Origin of the sequence: Thermocrinis albus DSM 14484 (genome assembly GCF_000025605.1) — a bacterium.
Taxonomy (GTDB): Bacteria; Aquificota; Aquificia; order Aquificales; family Aquificaceae; genus Thermocrinis; species Thermocrinis albus.
The window spans coordinates 418,882-435,677 of record NC_013894.1 but is presented as its reverse complement, the minus strand read 5'-3'; the positions used below and the strand labels follow the sequence as shown (position 1 = coordinate 435,677).

The 16,796-nt window shown below is 45.1% G+C and carries 20 protein-coding genes; 9 read left to right on the top strand and 11 right to left on the bottom strand.

From position 1 onward, the window contains the following. Window positions 1–103 precede the first annotated feature (103 nt). The 3 genes from glyA to THAL_RS02205 are packed head-to-tail and all read left to right on the top strand — an operon-like array spanning window position 104 to window position 2,929. Complete coding sequence (glyA, locus tag THAL_RS02215) at window positions 104–1,390, top strand: serine hydroxymethyltransferase (RefSeq protein WP_012991487.1); 1,287 nt, start codon at window positions 104–106, stop codon at window positions 1,388–1,390. A 35-nt stretch (window positions 1,391–1,425) separates the two neighbouring features. Continuing rightward, window positions 1,426–1,701 carry an acylphosphatase gene (locus tag THAL_RS02210; RefSeq protein WP_012991486.1) on the top strand — a complete coding sequence of 92 codons (276 nt, stop codon included), beginning with the start codon at window positions 1,426–1,428 and terminating at the stop codon, window positions 1,699–1,701. Continuing rightward, on the top strand, window positions 1,670–2,929 hold the full coding sequence (locus THAL_RS02205; RefSeq protein ID WP_012991485.1) for a LysM peptidoglycan-binding domain-containing protein: 1,260 nt from the start codon (window positions 1,670–1,672) through the stop codon (window positions 2,927–2,929). The genes THAL_RS02210 and THAL_RS02205 overlap by 32 nt, the downstream gene beginning before the upstream one ends. Here THAL_RS02205 and THAL_RS02200 read toward each other — a convergent pair. Both THAL_RS02200 and THAL_RS02195 read right to left on the bottom strand, forming a co-directional pair. Then, window positions 2,901–3,347: a RusA family crossover junction endodeoxyribonuclease gene (locus tag THAL_RS02200; RefSeq protein ID WP_148209089.1), complete on the bottom strand. Its 447-nt coding sequence runs from the start codon at window positions 3,345–3,347 to the stop codon at window positions 2,901–2,903. The genes THAL_RS02205 and THAL_RS02200 overlap by 29 nt on opposite strands. Then, window positions 3,263–3,658: a DUF4149 domain-containing protein gene (locus tag THAL_RS02195; RefSeq protein WP_012991483.1), complete on the bottom strand. Its 396-nt coding sequence runs from the start codon at window positions 3,656–3,658 to the stop codon at window positions 3,263–3,265. Before THAL_RS02195 ends, THAL_RS02200 begins: the two co-directional genes overlap by 85 nt. 66 nt (window positions 3,659–3,724) lie before the next feature. On the opposite strand from THAL_RS02195, the gene THAL_RS02190 reads away from it, so the two are divergent. Next, window positions 3,725–4,837 (top strand): S41 family peptidase, encoded by a 1,113-nt coding sequence (locus THAL_RS02190; RefSeq protein ID WP_012991482.1) that lies wholly within the window; start codon window positions 3,725–3,727, stop codon window positions 4,835–4,837. On the opposite strand, the gene THAL_RS02185 is transcribed toward THAL_RS02190, so the two are convergent. Next, entirely contained in the window at window positions 4,794–5,312 is a 519-nt protein-coding gene (locus THAL_RS02185; RefSeq protein WP_041434169.1) for a P-loop nucleotide/nucleoside kinase family protein, read from the bottom strand. The two genes, THAL_RS02190 and THAL_RS02185, sit on opposite strands and share 44 nt — an antisense overlap. Before the next feature lie 22 nt (window positions 5,313–5,334). Here THAL_RS02185 and THAL_RS02180 point away from each other — a divergent pair, with 22 nt between their 5' ends. The 5 genes from THAL_RS02180 to pyrG are packed head-to-tail and all read left to right on the top strand — an operon-like array spanning window position 5,335 to window position 10,879. Then, window positions 5,335–6,627 carry a M16 family metallopeptidase gene (locus THAL_RS02180; RefSeq protein ID WP_012991480.1) on the top strand — a complete coding sequence of 431 codons (1,293 nt, stop codon included), beginning with the start codon at window positions 5,335–5,337 and terminating at the stop codon, window positions 6,625–6,627. Further along, window positions 6,624–7,886 carry a M16 family metallopeptidase gene (locus THAL_RS02175; RefSeq protein WP_012991479.1) on the top strand — a complete coding sequence of 421 codons (1,263 nt, stop codon included), beginning with the start codon at window positions 6,624–6,626 and terminating at the stop codon, window positions 7,884–7,886. The genes THAL_RS02180 and THAL_RS02175 overlap by 4 nt, the downstream gene beginning before the upstream one ends. An 8-nt stretch (window positions 7,887–7,894) precedes the next feature. Further along, window positions 7,895–9,109 (top strand): (Fe-S)-binding protein, encoded by a 1,215-nt coding sequence (locus tag THAL_RS02170; protein WP_012991478.1) that lies wholly within the window; start codon window positions 7,895–7,897, stop codon window positions 9,107–9,109. Next, window positions 9,078–9,293, top strand: a complete 216-nt coding sequence (locus tag THAL_RS02165; RefSeq protein ID WP_012991477.1) for a MoaD/ThiS family protein — start codon at window positions 9,078–9,080, stop codon at window positions 9,291–9,293. Before THAL_RS02170 ends, THAL_RS02165 begins: the two co-directional genes overlap by 32 nt. Before the next feature lie 11 nt (window positions 9,294–9,304). Further along, entirely contained in the window at window positions 9,305–10,879 is a 1,575-nt protein-coding gene (gene pyrG, locus THAL_RS02160) for a CTP synthase (RefSeq protein WP_012991476.1), read from the top strand. On the opposite strand, the gene THAL_RS02155 is transcribed toward pyrG, so the two are convergent. From THAL_RS02155 to THAL_RS02120, 8 genes are read right to left on the bottom strand one after another with little or no spacing between them, the layout of a single operon-like run. Continuing rightward, the gene (locus THAL_RS02155; protein WP_012991475.1) at window positions 10,876–11,157 is read right to left on the bottom strand and encodes a CCE_0567 family metalloprotein; all 282 of its coding nucleotides are present in this window, start codon (window positions 11,155–11,157) and stop codon (window positions 10,876–10,878) included. The genes pyrG and THAL_RS02155 overlap by 4 nt on opposite strands. Window positions 11,158–11,177: 20 nt before the next feature. Continuing rightward, window positions 11,178–11,606: a TOBE domain-containing protein gene (locus tag THAL_RS02150; protein WP_012991474.1), complete on the bottom strand. Its 429-nt coding sequence runs from the start codon at window positions 11,604–11,606 to the stop codon at window positions 11,178–11,180. A 3-nt stretch (window positions 11,607–11,609) separates the two neighbouring features. Further along, the gene (gene nifX / locus THAL_RS02145; RefSeq protein WP_012991473.1) at window positions 11,610–11,996 is read right to left on the bottom strand and encodes a nitrogen fixation protein NifX; all 387 of its coding nucleotides are present in this window, start codon (window positions 11,994–11,996) and stop codon (window positions 11,610–11,612) included. Then, complete coding sequence (gene nifN, locus THAL_RS02140) at window positions 11,990–13,333, bottom strand: nitrogenase iron-molybdenum cofactor biosynthesis protein NifN (RefSeq protein ID WP_012991472.1); 1,344 nt, start codon at window positions 13,331–13,333, stop codon at window positions 11,990–11,992. The genes nifX and nifN overlap by 7 nt, the downstream gene beginning before the upstream one ends. Further along, window positions 13,321–14,679 carry a nitrogenase iron-molybdenum cofactor biosynthesis protein NifE gene (nifE, locus tag THAL_RS02135; RefSeq protein ID WP_012991471.1) on the bottom strand — a complete coding sequence of 453 codons (1,359 nt, stop codon included), beginning with the start codon at window positions 14,677–14,679 and terminating at the stop codon, window positions 13,321–13,323. Before nifE ends, nifN begins: the two co-directional genes overlap by 13 nt. A gap of 14 nt (window positions 14,680–14,693) precedes the next feature. Beyond that, on the bottom strand, window positions 14,694–15,770 hold the full coding sequence (locus THAL_RS02130) for a DegT/DnrJ/EryC1/StrS family aminotransferase (RefSeq protein WP_012991470.1): 1,077 nt from the start codon (window positions 15,768–15,770) through the stop codon (window positions 14,694–14,696). Next, window positions 15,767–16,228, bottom strand: coding sequence for a NifX-associated nitrogen fixation protein (locus THAL_RS02125; RefSeq protein ID WP_012991469.1), 462 nt, complete (start codon window positions 16,226–16,228; stop codon window positions 15,767–15,769). The genes THAL_RS02130 and THAL_RS02125 overlap by 4 nt, the downstream gene beginning before the upstream one ends. Continuing rightward, the gene (locus THAL_RS02120) at window positions 16,222–16,791 is read right to left on the bottom strand and encodes a Crp/Fnr family transcriptional regulator (RefSeq protein WP_012991468.1); all 570 of its coding nucleotides are present in this window, start codon (window positions 16,789–16,791) and stop codon (window positions 16,222–16,224) included. The genes THAL_RS02125 and THAL_RS02120 overlap by 7 nt, the downstream gene beginning before the upstream one ends. Window positions 16,792–16,796: the final 5 nt, after the last annotated feature.

The window sequence follows — 16,796 nt, the reverse complement described above, 5'->3', positions numbered from 1 at the left end:
TCCAAATACCGCCTGCTGGGGCATGGGCATCCGCCAAGAGGCGGTATAAAAATACCCCAGCACCCGGACTGTGGACGCCTATGTCCGGGTAGAAGAGTGAAGTATGGACCATCTGAAGAGGACAGACCCAGAGATCTACCACGTGATACTGAAAGAGTACGAAAGGCAGTTCTACCATCTGGAACTTATAGCCTCTGAGAACTTTACATCCTTGGCGGTTATGGAAGCCCAGGGTTCCTTACTCACCAACAAATATGCGGAGGGACTCCCGGGAAAGAGATACTACGGGGGATGTGAGTGGGTGGACGTGGCAGAAACCCTCGCCATAGAGAGGGCCAAAAAGTTGTTTGGCGCAGAGCACGCCAACGTACAACCTCACTCAGGAAGTCAGGCCAACATGGCCGTTTACATGGCTGTCCTACAACCAGGTGATACTCTACTAGGAATGGATCTGGCCCACGGCGGACACCTTACACACGGTGCAAAGGTAAACTTTTCCGGTAAGATATACAACGCCGTCTACTACGGTGTTGATCCCAACACGGAGCTGATAGATTATGATCAGCTGTATCGTTTGGCAAAAGAACACAAACCCAAACTGATCGTGGGAGGAGCATCCGCTTACCCACGCATCATAGATTGGGCCAAGCTGAGGGAGATAGCGGACGAGGTGGGAGCTCTCCTTATGGTGGATATGGCTCACTACGCAGGTCTCATAGCGGGAGGGGTGTATCCCAATCCTGTGCCCTACGCTCACTTTGTTACCTCCACCACTCACAAAACACTGAGGGGTCCACGAAGTGGTTTTATCCTTTGCAAAAGCCAATTTGCCAAGGACATAGATAAGTCTGTATTTCCCGGTATACAGGGTGGCCCTCTCATGCACGTCATAGCAGCCAAAGCTGTAGCCTTCAAGGAGGCTATGACAGAAGAATTCAAAGTTTACGCTCGTCAGGTGGTAGCCAACGCCAAGGCCCTCGCTGAGGAACTGACCAAGGAAGGCTTCAGGATAGTGACGGGAGGAACAGACAGCCACATAGTGCTGGTGGATCTAAGAGGGACGGGACTCACCGGTAAAGAGGTGGAGGCCGCTCTCGGAAGAGCCCACATCACCGTTAACAAAAACGCTGTTCCCTTTGACCCTCTACCGCCCACCAAAACGAGCGGTATAAGGCTCGGTACACCCGCTATGACCACCCGTGGTATGAGAGAGGACGAAATGAGGAGAATAGCTAAACTGATATCCACTGTTATTAAGAACATTTCTGACGAGAAGGTGATAGAGAGGGTGAGAGGAGAAGTGATGGAACTTTGTGAACAGTTCCCTCTTTATCCAGAAATGAGGGAAAGACTCCATGAGCTTTCTGATAGCCAAGCAACCCGTCTTTGATAAGGAAGGGGACATAAGGTTATAATAAACGTATAATGTTGGTGGCTTATAGGGTGTACTTGCGGGGTGTGGTGCAGGGTGTGGGTTTCAGAGCCTTCACTAGGAAGGTGGCGGAGAGTTATGCTCTCGATGGTTGGGTGAGGAACCTACCCGACGGTAGAGTAGAGATATGGGTCCAGGGAGATAAGGATGTGGTGTGGCAGTTTCTTAAGGAGGTGTCAGAAGGTCCGAGGGGCGCTAGGGTAGATGTGATGGAGATAGTAAAGGAGGTGCCTCAGCATGAGGAGAGGGGTTTTTCTGTTAGGTATTAGCTTACTTATAACTTTAGCGTGGGGGAAAGAGTGTAAGTTCCACAAAGTGAGAAAAGGTGACACTTTGGAGAGTATAGCTCGAGAGTACGGCGTATCTCTATCCGATATCAAGCGGTACAACAAAAACCTTAAGGAGAACAGGCTGAAGGTAGGTCAGCAGATATGTATACCTGTAAAGACAAAGGCAGAGAAAAAACAAGGAGATTACGCCATCTACAGGGTGAAAAAGGGTGATACCCTTGAGGAGATAGCTCAGAAGTTTGGTGTAGATGTAAAGGAGTTGGCCAAATTCAACGGACTAAAATCTCATGTCATAAAGGAAGGTCAAGAGCTGAAGATTCCGGCACGTAGTCACGGGGAAAAAGTCAGTAAAAAAGGGAAAGAGGTTGATTACACCACTTACACTGTTAAGAAGGGGGCAAAGCTTCAGCATGTGGCTCAAAAACTGGGTGTACCGCTCAGAGAGCTGGAAAAACTAAACCCAGAGCTGAAAGGAAAATGGCTAAAGCCGGGAACGGTGGTAAAAATCCCTAAAAAAATGAAAGAAGAAAAGGTGGCTGAAAAGGTGGAAAAGGTCAGTAAAAAAGGAGAAGAGGTTGATTACACCACTTACACTGTTAAGAAGGGGGCGAAGCTTCAGCATGTGGCTCGAAAACTGGGTGTACCGCTCAGAGAGCTGGAAAAGCTAAACCCAGAGCTGAAAGGAAAATGGCTAAAGCCGGGAACGGTGGTAAAAATCCCTAAAAAAATGAAAGAAGAAAAGGTGGCTGAAAAGGTAGAGAAAGTGGAAAAGAAAACAGAGAGGGAAAAAATACCAACGGTGGAAGAGAGGGAGACACCACCTCCACCACCGGTAGAGAAGAAGATAAGCATAGGGAAACTGCCTATGCCTGTAGAGGGTAAGATAGAAAAGGCTCAGAGGGGTGTGCAGATAGTAGGAAACTGTGATCAGAAGGTAAGAGCTGTTGAGTCAGGGAAGGTGATATACAGCGGAGATGATCTTAAGGCTTACGGTAACATGGTCATTGTAGATCACGGTAGCTTTATATCCCTTTATGCCAACAACTCCACCAACCTGGTAAGGAGAGGAGACACGGTGGAAAAGGGACAGGCTATAGCAGTGATAGGAAAGGATAAGGATTCTGGAAGGTGCGTTCTTCACTTTGAACTTAGAGACAAGGATGGTATACCCCTTAATCCTACTGAGTATCTGAGATCCCTTCAATGATCCTTATCTTAGTACCCTGCTGCCCCTTAGAGTACCTTTTTATGACGTAAAGTTCCTGTATTTGATCGTCGTTGCCTATAACCTTTGCTTTTTCTAAAATATCCCACAAGCTTTTTAGCATGTTGTCTATGTCCCTCTTCCTCCGGTTGGGTAGTGTAAGCTCCACTTCCATCCGTAATGGTCCCAAAAGGGTACTTCCCGAGTACTGCTGTTTTATCTCCCAGAGGGCTCTCACCTCCCAGTTTTTTATACGAGGTGGTTTAAAAACCTTCCCACCACGCCTTCTTATGTATCTGTTGCTTTTAGGAACAGGGAGTGTGGATATGTACAGCTCTACAACTTTCTGAGTATTATCACCACCATGAGGAGGGTTATCACCAGAATGGCTAGATTCACGCTCACCGATATACCGTGCCATCTCATAAACTCCTCGTAGTTACTCTGCTTAAGTTGGTTTGCCGTTGGAAGTATGTAAAACTCCTGCAGTATGTGCAGTAGTAAATTGAGGATGGCTAGAAGGACAAAGAATTTACCTATCCGAAAACCCAAAAGGACGGACAGAAGTGCTACAAGGCCACCTACACCAAAGTAAACGGGAAACACCTTCTCCACCACCTTGCCCGCCTGCTCCTTGCCTAATACCTTAAAGAGGGTAGGTGCCACATAGAAACTGAAAAAGGAAGCCATTCCCAGATAGAGGCTGTTGAGAAAAACCAGCATCTTCTCCATAGTCTTTTATTTTAACAGCGTTGCCAAAAGGCACCACAGATGTTATTATTAGGATACTGCGGAGCTATGAACCTGCCCATTTTCCTACTTCTCATACTGCTTCAGTTAGCTTACAGTCAGGAAACTTGCTCCAGAGAGGAAACACTGCAGAGACTGAGGGAATACATACAGAGATACTACCTGTGGAAGGAAAAACTGGGTCCTTTACCCACGTGGCAGGATGAATCAGAGGCTATTCAGTTTCTCCGCCAGAAGGGTGATAAGTGGACTACCATAACCAACATAGAGGAAGACAGGAGTTGGTACTCTGAAGGAAAGTTGGTAGGAATTGGTATAAGGTGGGATGACAAAGGTCAGGTGGTTAGGGTTTTCAGAGGCTCCCCTGCTGAGAAGGCAGGCATAAGGCCCGGAGATATCATTTATTCCATCAACGGCGAAAGAGACAACACCAAGTGGAGTGTTGTCATCAGAAACACCCCTGCTGAAAAGCCCGTAGAACTAGTCCTAATAAGGAACGGTCTTTTCGTCACCGTTGATGTTTACAAAGGGCCCTTTGTGGTGGATCCTATAGAGGACGTAAAGGTGCTGGAGTTCATGGGTAAGAAACTGGGTTACATACACCTCGTTAACTTTACAATGCCTGCGTTAAGGGAATTTTCTGCAGCTTTAGAAAAACTGATATCAGAAGGTATAGATGGTCTTGTACTGGATCTAAGAAACAACAGCGGAGGCCTCATATCGGTGGCCAAAGGTATAGCGGACACTCTGATAGGTGGTGAGGGGGTGATGTTCTACTTAGAGTCGGCGGGTAACGGCGTTGTTCTTTATGAATTCAGTAACAGAAAGGGCATTGGAATGCCTATTTTGGTTCTCGTTAACAGAAACACAGCGTCAGCGGGTGAACTACTCACTGCCCTTCTCAAAAGGTATGCCAAAGCGGTTGTAGCGGGTGAAAACACTTTCGGAAAGTATGTGGGAAGTAACGTTTATCCCCTTAACTCCTGTGGGAAGGTGGTGAGGCTGGTGACCTTTGTCATGAAATTGCCCGACGGTTCCCCCATAGCACCGGATGGTGGCATAAGGCCAGACTGTCCTTTAGGAAAGGACGATTCTCTGTCCTCTGCTCTGAAGTGTATCAAACCCCTTTTGCCGAAAGAAGATTTTGCAATAACTCCCTAAGCTCCTCTTCACTTTTCTCCGTGTTTACCACCACCGCGTAAGAAGGTCTTTCAAATACCTCCTTCTGTTTTAGGTATATCTCCTCTGTGGCGTCGGAGATATCTTCTCTTTCCCTCAACCTACGCCTTATGGTCTCGTCACTTGCCTCGGCCAGTAGAAAAATAGCATCAGGGAAAGCCGATTTTACTAACTCTCTCTGCCACTCCTTCAAAAAGGTGGCGTCCAGTACCACCTTTTTCCCCTCCTTCACCAGATCCTCAGCCATCTTCACCATCTGACTATATACCCTCTCGGTCCAGTCTTGAGAGTATATACCCTCACCGAAGGCCTCCCTTACGTGCTTTGTCGGTTCTATCCCGGCCAGTTTTTTCCTTATCTCGTCACTTCTTATCCATTCGAAACCCCAGTAACGATGGAGCAACTTGGCCAGATAAGATTTACCGCTCCCCGAAAGACCCATCACCACCACTATCACAACATTGCATAATATTATCATTGTGCTGGTTCTCCTTATAGTGCTTCTGGAGGTAGTGGTTATGAGTGTTAGCTTTGCCACAACTCAGTTGAAAGTGTACAAACTCAGCAACGGAGCCACCCTCATAGTGAATCCTAGGGACGACACCACAGCGGTGTCTCTACAGGTGTGGTTCAGGGTAGGTTCCATTTACGAGAACTACCAACAGAAGGGTATGGCTCATTTTCTGGAACACATGCTCTTTAACGGTTCGGAAGAGTATCCTTACGGTGAGATAGATAGGTTGGTGGAAGAGATGGGTGGCGACATAAACGCGGGAACTTCCAAAGACTACACCTTCTATTACATCACTGTGGCGCAACCTTACTGGCAACAGGCTTTGAGATTACTTTACCAACTCACCCAAAAACCCTTACTGCAGGAGCAGATGGTGGAAAAAGAAAAGCCCATCGTCATAGAGGAGTTAAGAAGAGGCAAGGACAACCCCTCCAACGTGTTGTGGGAAGAGCTGGAAAAACTGGCCTACAAGGTATCACCCTATCGCTTTCCCATCATAGGCTTTGAAGAGACAATCCAGAAGTTCAACAGAGAGATGCTTCTTGAGTTCTTCAGAAACTTCTACCAACCCCAAAACATGTACGTGGTGGTGGTGGGAGATGTGGATCCTCAGGAGGTGCTGAAGGTGACAGAAGAAACCTTCGGTAAGGAGACGGGCAGAAGAGTTCCCTTCTCCGACTTTTTACCGGAACCTGATTGGTCTCAGAACCGTTTCAAGAAGTTGGAAGATCCGAGATTAGAGAGAGCTATGTGGGCTATAGCCTGGAAAACAGTTCCGGCTGGTGAGAAGGAGTACTACGCTCTCGTGGTGCTGGACCAGATTCTGGGAGGAGGACGAACATCCCTCTTCTACAGGGAACTGAGGGAGAAAGGTTTGGTTTACAGTGTGTCTACAGGGGACATGGGAAGGCCTCGTGACAACCTTTACGTGATTTATGCCACCTTTGATCCTTCCAAATACCAAGAGGTAAAGGAAAGGATCTTTAAGCTTATGCAAGATCTCAGTACAAACCTATCTGACGAGGATGTGGAAAAAGCTAAGGAAAGGATAATAAACGGTGAGGTGTTCACTCAAGAAAAACCTCAGCGAGAGGCTTACTTCATAGGATACTCTGCTACAGTCATAGGGAGATTGGATTACTATCTTTACTTTGAAAACAACATAAGAAGTGTAAGGAAGATAGACGTTCTTCGGGTTTTAGAGAGGTACTTCTTGGGAAGGCCTTACGTGGAACTCCTTATGGTACCTAAGAGATGATTATAATACTCCTTTTCCTGAGTTTTTTAGGTATCTCCTACGGAGGTGGTAAGGTGCATTATCTGACCCTCAAAAACGGTGTACGCATCATAGTGGAAGAGACTCACGGCAGGGGTATAGTAAGCGGCAGTATCTTCATAAAAGGGGGTACCCACGGAGAGAAAAAGAGAGGCACCACACACCTTATGGCCACTCTCCTTATAAGGGGTACTAAAAGCTACGACGCTTACAGTATAGCCAGTACCTTTGAAGACTGGGGAGGTAGTATATCAACCTCCACGGCAGATGATTACGTGGAGATAAGCTTTTCTACAAGACCACAGGGTTTTGAAAAGGCTCTTGAGGTTATAAAGAGTATACTGACAGAACCCCTCTTCTCGCAGGATGACCTCAGTAGGGAAAAGAACAACACCATAGTTGCTATAAGGGCCAGCAGAGAGAGAGGCTTTGACTTTGCCATGGAACATCTAAGAAGGATAACCTACAGAGGAACCAGCTACGAAGTATCTCCTTTAGGAAGAGAAGAGGACATACAGAACATAACACGGGAAGATCTTCTTGAGCGGTGGCGCCAGCTTGTAAAAGGTGGAAACGTGGTGGTGAGCATATCGGGAGACATAAGTTGGGATCAGGTGAGAGGAAAATTGGAAGAAGCTTTTTCTTCTTTACCTGCAGGTAGTTATCCTGTGGATACGGTGAGCACTTATATAGAAGAAACCAAGTTAGAAAAGGTGGAGAGGGAAGGATCTCAGGCAACCATAATGTGCGCTTTCAACGCAGTTCCTTACAACTCTAAGGACTACTTTGCTTTCAAGGTCCTTACCTCTATACTGGGTGATGGGATGAACTCAAAGCTTTTTAAGGAGTTGAGGGAGAAAAAGGGCTATGCTTACGCCACCTTTGCCATGTACCCAACACGCCTTGCATCTCCCCGTCTTATAGCTTACATAGGCACTTCTCCCCAAAAGGCACAGGATGCACTTCAGGACCTGGTGAAAGTGATCTTACATTCTCCTATAGAAGAAGGAGATCTTCAGCTGGCTAAGAAGAGAATGGTGGGCGACTATATCCTTGACCATCAAACAAGAGCCAGAAGAGCCTGGTACAGGGGCTTTTACGAGGTGTTAGGTCTTGGTTACAAAACGGATGATGAGTACGTTTCACGGATACAGGAGGTTAGGTGGGAGGACATAAAGCGTCTGAGGGAAAATCTAGGTGATAAGTATCATTGCGTGGTGGTGCAACCACCCAAGATTTAATAAAGACTATGGAAAAGTTGGTAGAGATACCTTTGGATTTAGCACAAAAGTGCGTAAAGTGTGGCCTCTGCAAGTCAGTATGTCCTACTTACCGACAGGAGGAAGGATCTTACGCACGGGGTAGGTTGGCTTTGGCAGAGATGGTGGTAAAGGGAGATCTGCCTCTCACCCAAGAAGTAGCCAAGCAGTGGGATGAGTGTGCCATGTGCAGAAGGTGTGAGTGGATATGCCCCAACGATGTTCAGTATAAGGAGATAATGGCCTTTGCGCGACATCACCAAAAGAAAAAACTGGGTATGGGTCTGGTAAAGAGGATGGCGCTGAAAAGCCTTATGTTACTACAGTCTCCGTTGGGCAGAAAAGTAGTTCCCATCCTAGGGAAAATACTTCGACTACTTCCTGCAGAAGGTTTGCGTATCATCTTTCCTACGGGGGCTCGCAAGTTTATGCCGAAGGCATCTCCCTCCGCCTTTGAGTTGCGTGGTAAGGTCTTTCAGGCGGATCAGGAGAAAGGTAAGCTCCTCTTCTTCACAGGTTGTATGATAGATGCCTTTTACACAGAGACAGGCAGAAACGTAATAAAGTTGATGAACAGAGCTGGTTATACGGTGATAGTCCCGGAAGATATAAGGTGTTGTGGAGCGCCTCACTACTACTCAGGTGATATGGAGAGTTTTACCCAACTGAAGGAACATAACATGAAGGAGATGAGTAAATACCAGTACGATGCAGTGGTAGTAGCCTGTCCTACCTGTGGTGGTGCACTTAAGGAAGATTACGGTATAGACAAGGATGTTTTTGACTTTACCCAGATAATACAGAAGAACCCTCTTCCTTTTAAAGGAAACGGTGAGAGGGTGACCTTTCACGTACCGTGTCACTCTTACACCGCCATGAAGCTGAAAGAGGAGGTTTTTTACGACACCCTGAAGATGGTAAAGAACGCTGAAGTTAGAAAAGCCAGCAAAGATAAATCTTGTTGTGGTTTTGCGGGTATTTTTTCCATAACCAATCCTGCCCTGTCAGATAAAATACAGAAGGAGAAGATGGATGACCTTCTCAAAACGGAGGCCCAGGTGGTTCTAACCACTTGTCCCGGTTGTGTACTCCAACTGACCGACGGAACCAGAAAATACGGGAAGTGTCAGAAGGTAATGCACTTGGCTGATTATCTGGCTCAGAGGCTTCACGATGGTGAGGATAGAGGTTCTTTACAGAGGTAGAAAGGTAGAGTTGCATTTTGAAAAGGACAAAGTTACTGCAGATGATGTACTGAAGGCTCTCGGATTATCTAGACAGTACGCCTTTGTGGTAAAAAACGGAGAAGTGGTCAGTGAGGAAGAACCTATAAAACCGGAGGACCAGGTAAGGGTCATAAACGCCATCTCGGGTGGTAAAAACCTCTAAAATATTCTCACATGGCCAAGTTTATATTCGTGACGGGTGGCGTTCTGTCTTCCTTAGGGAAAGGTGTCACCTCAGCAGCCATAGCCTCCCTTTTGGAGGAGATGGGTTATAAGGTCACCCTTCAGAAGCTGGATCCGTACCTTAACGTAGATCCGGGTACCATGAGCCCTTACCAGCACGGAGAGGTTTTCGTTACAGAGGACGGCGCAGAGACAGATCTAGACTTAGGGCATTACGAACGCTTTACCAACGCCCGTATGGGAAGATGGAACAACGTGACATCAGGAAGGGTTTACTTTAACGTCATCCAGAGGGAGAGAAAGGGTGAGTATCTGGGAATGACAGTCCAGGTCATACCCCACATAACGGAGGAGATAAAGAGACTCATTAGGTCCATAGAGGAAGATAAGGATGTGGTGGTGGTAGAGATAGGGGGTACGGTGGGAGATATAGAGAGTCTGCCTTTCTTGGAGGCCGTCAGGCAGATGGGTCTTGAAGTGGGCAGAGAAAACGCGGTGTACATACACGTCACGTATGTACCCTATGTGAAGAGCGCTGGTGAGCTAAAGACAAAACCCACACAACACTCGGTGAAGGAACTGAGAGCCATAGGCATACAACCAGATGTAATCGTATGTAGATCGGAGATAGAGATACCCGACTCCATCAAGGAGAAGATAGCTCTCTTTACCAACGTAAACAAATCTGCTGTTATCTCCGCACCCGACGTGGAGTTTATATACGAGGTTCCCATCATCTTCAGGAAGCAGGATCTTCACCGCTGGCTCACCCGAAGACTTGGACTGGAGTTCAGAGAAGTGCCCTCCCGGTGGGACAGAATAGTACACATCTTGAAGCATGCCCAAAGAAAAGTGAAGGTGGCTCTTGTGGGTAAGTACGTAGCTCTAAGAGACGCCTATAAGAGTGTGGTGGAAGCTTTAACTCACGGAGGCATAGCCAACGATGCGAGAGTGGAGATACTTTGGATAAACTCCGAGTGTGTGAGGGAGGAGGATCTAAAAGAAGCGGACGGTATTTTGGTTCCGGGTGGTTTCGGAGAGAGAGGCATAGAGGGTAAGATGCTGGCACTACGGTTCGGAAGAGTGTCCGGTAAACCTACCTTTGGTATATGTTTGGGTATGCAACTCATGTGTGTGGAGTTTGCTCGCAGTGTCCTTAAGTTGGAGAGAGCCAACTCCACCGAGTTTGATCCTTACACACCTTACCCTGTAATAGATCTTATGGAGGATCAGAAAAACATAGAAGAGCTGGGTGGGACCATGAGGTTAGGAGCTTACCCGTGTGTGCTTGCAGAAGGAAGCAAGGCAAGGGCTATATACGGCAAGGAGATAGTTTACGAAAGACACCGCCACAGGTACGAGTTTAACAACGCATACAGAGACATATTCCAAAAGGAGGGTGTAGTGTTCTCGGGGCTTTCACCGGACGGCAAGTTGGTGGAGATCATAGAGCTCAAAGATCATCCGTGGTACATAGGATGTCAGTTTCACCCTGAGTTTAAGAGTAAACCCTTTGAACCACATCCTCTATTTGCATCCTTCATAAAGGCATGCTTGGGCGATTAACCTCCTTCTTTGGACCTTTTCTCAAAAATAGTCTTAGCTACAAAGTACTTTCTGTGTATCTCGTAAGCTTCCTTTGCAACGGAAGGTATTTCTCTCCACCTGTTAGGAAGTCCCTCCTCTGCAAGATCGTGAAGTTTTGTAGCGCTCTGAACGGCCATCATCCTTAACTTTTTCACCTCTTCCTTTAGCTCCTCTAGGCTCATCTTGGAGTACACACTTTCCAAGTCTTCCCTCTCTCTCTCCATATTCATATCCAAGGACAGCTTACTAACACACATGGCTACACCTCCTTACTTATTTATTGAATCGATATTATTACATTGGAAGCCTTTACTATAACAAAAATCTCCATTCCTTCCTTTATTCCCAACTCTTTAAGAGCCTCTGTAGTTATAAAAGATGTGAATGTCAGCCCACCTACGTCCACTTTTACTATACTGTTTATATTATGTTCCGTTACAGCTTTGACAGTTCCCTTCATTATATTCCTAGCACTCAGTGACGGGGCATCGTTTTCCTCAGGAACCCCCAGCATAACATCTGTGGCCTTTATGATGACGAATACGTCTCTTCCTACTTCTAATTTCAAAGATTCTACAGCCTCCGTAGTGATTATGGACTTTATGATCTCACCGTTTTTTAACATTACTGAAACCTTTGAAACCACACGACCTCTTTCTATATCGTTGACTATACCAGAGAACTTATTTCTTGCCGCAAGTTTCATCTCTTAACCTTCCATAAGTTTTTCCTTACTGTCCATAAGTGCCTTCTTCAACCAAGGTGGCGGATTAGAGTTCAGGGTTTCTACTAACTTATTCACTATGTCCTCTATAGGAGTAGGCTCGTTAACCTTTACGGGATGAATCTTGTGCTTTACTATTCTTGCGGCCGCAGTTGCCCCTATCGCTATAACGTAAACTATGGAACAGTCCATCAGTTTTTCTACTTTAGAGTTTATCTTGTCGTACTCTTCATCAGGTATGTCTTCAAAGTATCTGTACTCAACGAAACTGTAACCTGTGGGTCCCACGTCGTATATGGCAAACACCCTAGCATGTCCAAAGTGATCGTCCACCTTATCGAGACTTTTTGTAGCAAAAGCCACTCTCAACATTGCTCGTACCTCCTCTTGACATAATCAGGAACTCTGTAAGATTCTTCTTCTTCCCTTTCCATAAGAAGATTTGCTATATCCATGGTAAAGTAAGTGGAACCTTTATACCCTATAAAACCTTTCAGAAAGTGTCCCAACCTGTCAAAGATGGGAATGCCCACTCTGTAATGAGGTACATTCAGTTTAGAAGCTACATGTCTTAGATTGGTATTACCTATCAGTAAGTCAAAGTCCTTTTTGCTGTTAAGAATATCTTCAAGGTCACCCACTATGATGTCTTCTACTGGTAAGGTCTCTAAACTTTCAGTTTTGACAGTGGTGACAGCCAACGAAACTACCATTCCCAACTCTTTTGCAAGGAACTGAGACAGTCCTATAATGTAATCTGGTTCTCCCGCTATGGCTACTCGCTTTTTAGATAAGTAAAAATGACTGTCTATCATCATATCCAGTAATCTGTTTCTCCATCTCTTGACACGTTCCGGCAGATCACGGCCCGTTAGATTAATAAGCAATCTTATCAACTCATCGTAACTCTCTATTCCCATAAGATGTTCAAAGTAGTACATAGGTATCATAAACTCTTTCTCTAAATACTCACCTGCAGCCTTGGCACTCTCTCCCACCGCTATGGTTATGGTAGAAGAACTCATTCTTTGAATATCCCTCAGTGCTGTTCCATTTGGTATTACCGAAGAAAAGCCCAGCACACCTCCATCCATACTCATGGATATGTCAGGTAATACTATTACCTTTAAACCAAAAAGTTCCAAAAGCTCCTTTAAAGTATCTATGTCCTCGGCAGTCAAGCTGTAACTTACTATCAGGTTTACTTGATCTGGTACCGTTGCATACTTTGTACGCACAACATTCTTTACTATGGAAAGAAGGGCCTCTTTATAGCCCGTGTGAAAGGATCCTTCGTAGTCAGGTGTGTGCACACAAAGTATTTCTACATGACGGAAATCAGGGTAAAGCTCTCTAAAGAGTTTTATAGAACCTTCTGTATAATCTCCTCTTGTCTCCGTGACCCCAGTAGTGATTACAGCTACCACTTCAGGTTTTGCCCTTTCTATTACGTTCTTTAGGGCTGTGTGTAGTACATCGTCGTTTCCCATAACCGTTGCTATCTGTGATAAGGCAGTAGTTTGTACCGGTATGTTTTCCCAAAAGTGTCTTGTTAAGAAAGTTTTTGCGAAAGAGGCACAGCCCTGAGATCCATGAATTAGTGGTATACTTCCTTTTACACCCATAAAGGCATACATAGCTCCTAGAGGCTGACTCAACTTAAGGGGATATACGGACAGTGCCTTTTTACTCTCCACTACTCTTGCCATGGCGCTTTCCTCCTTCTGAGATTCCATACCGGGTTTTCCAGTGTTCTAACTATATCTTCTGCTAGAAGAAGCATACCCTCATAACCAGCGTATCCCCTTATCCTCTCTTGGTTAACGTCAAGGAATGGTATACCTTCCTTGAAGGCTACAAACTTGCTTCTACCTCCGGCCAAGAGTAAATCAACATTTTCTGATCTCATTATCTTAATAAGCTCCTTAGGGTTAGGGTCATCTATAAGTTTCTTCTCATCTCCTAAAAGTTCTAACATCCTGCCTTTGTCTCCCTCTGTGCTTTTCTTTGCACTGGTACCTACCACCTCCATACCGAGTTCCTGAACCTGTGCCACCATGGACCAGCTTTTAACACCACCGGTGTTTATAAGTACCTTCTTACCCTTAAGTTTTTCTATATAGGGTTTTAGTTTTTCCTTAGTCTCTGCTTCCTTTACCTCTATTAACTTCTCAACTCTTTCTATCAGGTCCTTGTCACCTATAAGAAGAGCCATGTTTCTCAAGGCATCACTTGTGTCCTTTATCCCGTAAAATGAACCTTCAAAGTACGGTATACCGTATTTTTCCTCCATTCTTCTTGCAAGGTTCAGTAATGCTTTTGAACATACTACCATATTTACCTTCGCTCTATGAGCCGTTGCTATGTCGTTGTATCTTGAGTCACCGGTTATACACGCTAGTATTCTAAAGCCAGCCTCCTGAAGAAGGGGAAGCACCTGCCAAAGTTCTCCTGCTATGTTGTATTCCCCTAACAAGTTCACATCGTAGGGTGTTGTATACTCCGGTTCTTTTGTACCTATAACGTATCTGAATAAAGCATCTCCGGCAAGCTTGTTGCCCAAATTCTTACTACCCACAAAACCTGGTGAATCAACAGGTACAACTGGTATGTTAAAATCTTTGGAAGCCTTGTTGCAGATGGCCTGTATATCGTCTCCTATCATAGCCGGTACACACGTTTGGTATACAAACACAGCAGGAGGGTTATACTTTTCCACTGCCTCCTTTATGGCCATATACAGTTTATTCTCACCTCCGTGTATCACATCTATCTCAGAGAGGTCAGTGGTGAAACCCATCCTATAGTAGGTGATAGGTGAAGAGGATCTTGTGCCTCTGTTATCCCAAGAGTTTCCAGCGCATGCTATTGGACCGTGAACTATATGAACGGCGTCCGCTATGGGAAGAAGTGTTATCTGAGCACCGTCAAAGGCACATCCTCCGGATGCACTTCCTGGTTTTGGTTTAGAGCATCCAACTTTTTTCTCTTTATCTCCCTTACTTTTATTAATACCGCACGCAGGTTCTGTAAAAAACTCTTCTAAGTTTCTCATGGCAACAACCTCCTTCAATGATCTACACTACCTGCTCCTATCTGTATCACATAATCCTTAAACCTCTCACAGACAAAGTACACGTCCTCCTCGTCCATATCCTCATGAAGAGGCAACAGTATGGCTCTCGTACTTACCTCATGAGATATATGTAGGTGAGGCATACTTTTACCTTCCTGTATATCCTGTGACACAGGATACTTTAGAGTTTCTATACCATCGTCCCACATTAGTTCTACGATACTGTCTACTGCATCCCTTCCGTATCTTTTTGCTAAATGAACACACATATATGACCAACAAGGTTTGTTTACGTATTTAGGGAAAAACTGAGGTTTCATACCTTCCATGTTTGACAGCAACTGGGAGTAAAGTTGCGCAAGCTCCCTTCTTATATTTATCCTCTCTTCCAGACTTTTGGTTTGGGAGATAAGAAGGGAAGCCATTATATCGTCCATAGGTTCCACTTTCTCTCTGATTCTTTTGTAAATAAGTGCGTCGTCGGTTAGTATTACTCCTCCGTAACCCCTCAGCACAGAGTTGGGAGAAAAAGCCAAGAAGGAAACGTCACCCAAAGAGCCTGCAGGGCGCCCTTTATAATCGCTGAAAAGCGTCTCTCTAGAGTCTTCTATCAGAAATATACCTGTTCCTTTTAAGAGTTCTCTTACAGCATCCCAATCTGCAGGTATACCAAGAGAATTGTTTACTATAAGAACTTTTGGCTTATACGATGTTATTACGTTGGACAGTCTTTTTACATCAACGTTAAAGAACCACCTCTCTACATCTGCGTAAGCAGAGTTTAGTCCCATAAACTTGGTGTATTTAGCAAAATGAGGAGCTAAGGAGAGAGGAGTGTAGGCCACCGTGTCTCCGTACGATAAACCTAAGTACTCAAGAAGAGCCAAAAGGCCAGGAACGACATCACGTGTGGCAACGGCGTATTTTCTGCCACTGTACTGACAGAAAGAATCTTCTAATTCCTTTCTTCTCAGTCCCGAGAAACAGTAAGGATGACCCATAGCCTCAACGGCAGATATCATATCTTCCTTAGAATAACCGTAAGGTTTGAAAGGTATCAACCTCCTCATATCTTACAAACCTCTTCATACTTTTCTATAAGTTGTAAAGCTTTGTTTATCAACTTCTCCGCTTCCTGTTTGATGTTATCTGTAGATTTGAAACCAAAGTTATTGGCATCCCTTATGCTTTTATTTATCAGAATTAGTCTGCCAGCGTACAGAATAACGGTTCCATTTCCTTCATGGTCTATGTTTATCACTGCGGAAGTTAGGTAACCTGAAAGTCTTTCTATGATAACACCTAACGCTTTGAAATAAGCATGAAGTTTAAGCATAGCTCTTGGGTCCAGACTACAGGACCCTCCTGCATGTGCGATCTGTTTTGAAGATGTCTTGAGAAACTCCTTAAGTATATCTTCATCCTTCCTCTTCTCCCATGTTCCGTATGTATCGTAAGCTCTTACTTGCCGCACTATCTCTTTTAATACTTCCTCACCAAGATCTATGTCCTCCTTTTTTATCACCATAGTCTTATCCTCCCGTTTTTATTCTTTATTCTTATACACTTCATCTTTCTTACAACATGCTCATAACTTAGTCCTGTTATACTTGCTATTTGGCTCTTCCTAAGGGTAAGATATGTACCTTTTTCTTCCGCGCGCCTTTCAAGTAAACACATGAGGTCTCTTATCTTCTCTGTTGCATCACCTGCAAAGACTATGGTGAGTACATTGTAGAGATAGGCCTGCTTTGAAAGTAAAGAGGCAAAGATATCGAGGGCCAGGTGCGGTTCCTTCTCTCCTATTTTGATAAGCGCGTCCTCCTTGATGTAGAAGAGGGTGGAGGGGGTGAGTGGCCTAGCCTTGTAATTGGTAAGGGAAGTATTCCTCAATAGAAAGCCTATTACATCCCCCTTAAAGAGGAGATCCAGTACCTGTTTACCTTTTCTCTTGAAGGTGAATAGCTCTATGACCCCCTCCTTTACCACATAAACCCCCTTTTCAAAACTCAGATCCTCTCCCACCTTATAGGTGTGTTCCGCAACGAGGCCCTCTTCTATATATCTTTTTAACCTCTCTACGACACTCATCTTAT

Bases quoted from the DNA above. Each gene is read 5' to 3' on its own strand.
- THAL_RS02150 (WP_012991474.1), bottom strand. From the start codon at position 11,606: ATGAAACTTGCGGCAAGAAATAAGTTCTCTGGTATAGTCAACGATATA.
- THAL_RS02130 (WP_012991470.1), bottom strand. From the start codon at position 15,770: ATGAGGAGGTTGATACCTTTCAAACCTTACGGTTATTCTAAGGAAGAT.
- THAL_RS02155 (WP_012991475.1), bottom strand. From the start codon at position 11,157: ATGTGTGTTAGTAAGCTGTCCTTGGATATGAATATGGAGAGAGAGAGG.
- THAL_RS02205 (WP_012991485.1), top strand. From the start codon at position 1,670: ATGAGGAGAGGGGTTTTTCTGTTAGGTATTAGCTTACTTATAACTTTA.
- glyA (WP_012991487.1), top strand. From the start codon at position 104: ATGGACCATCTGAAGAGGACAGACCCAGAGATCTACCACGTGATACTG.
- THAL_RS02165 (WP_012991477.1), top strand. From the start codon at position 9,078: ATGGTGAGGATAGAGGTTCTTTACAGAGGTAGAAAGGTAGAGTTGCAT.
- nifE (WP_012991471.1), bottom strand. From the start codon at position 14,679: ATGAGAAACTTAGAAGAGTTTTTTACAGAACCTGCGTGCGGTATTAAT.
- THAL_RS02210 (WP_012991486.1), top strand. From the start codon at position 1,426: ATGTTGGTGGCTTATAGGGTGTACTTGCGGGGTGTGGTGCAGGGTGTG.
- THAL_RS02175 (WP_012991479.1), top strand. From the start codon at position 6,624: ATGATTATAATACTCCTTTTCCTGAGTTTTTTAGGTATCTCCTACGGA.
- nifX (WP_012991473.1), bottom strand. From the start codon at position 11,996: ATGTTGAGAGTGGCTTTTGCTACAAAAAGTCTCGATAAGGTGGACGAT.
- THAL_RS02200 (WP_148209089.1), bottom strand. From the start codon at position 3,347: ATGGCACGGTATATCGGTGAGCGTGAATCTAGCCATTCTGGTGATAAC.
- pyrG (WP_012991476.1), top strand. From the start codon at position 9,305: ATGGCCAAGTTTATATTCGTGACGGGTGGCGTTCTGTCTTCCTTAGGG.
- THAL_RS02195 (WP_012991483.1), bottom strand. From the start codon at position 3,658: ATGGAGAAGATGCTGGTTTTTCTCAACAGCCTCTATCTGGGAATGGCT.
- nifN (WP_012991472.1), bottom strand. From the start codon at position 13,333: ATGGCAAGAGTAGTGGAGAGTAAAAAGGCACTGTCCGTATATCCCCTT.
- THAL_RS02125 (WP_012991469.1), bottom strand. From the start codon at position 16,228: ATGGTGATAAAAAAGGAGGACATAGATCTTGGTGAGGAAGTATTAAAA.
- THAL_RS02190 (WP_012991482.1), top strand. From the start codon at position 3,725: ATGAACCTGCCCATTTTCCTACTTCTCATACTGCTTCAGTTAGCTTAC.
- THAL_RS02170 (WP_012991478.1), top strand. From the start codon at position 7,895: ATGGAAAAGTTGGTAGAGATACCTTTGGATTTAGCACAAAAGTGCGTA.
- THAL_RS02120 (WP_012991468.1), bottom strand. From the start codon at position 16,791: ATGAGTGTCGTAGAGAGGTTAAAAAGATATATAGAAGAGGGCCTCGTT.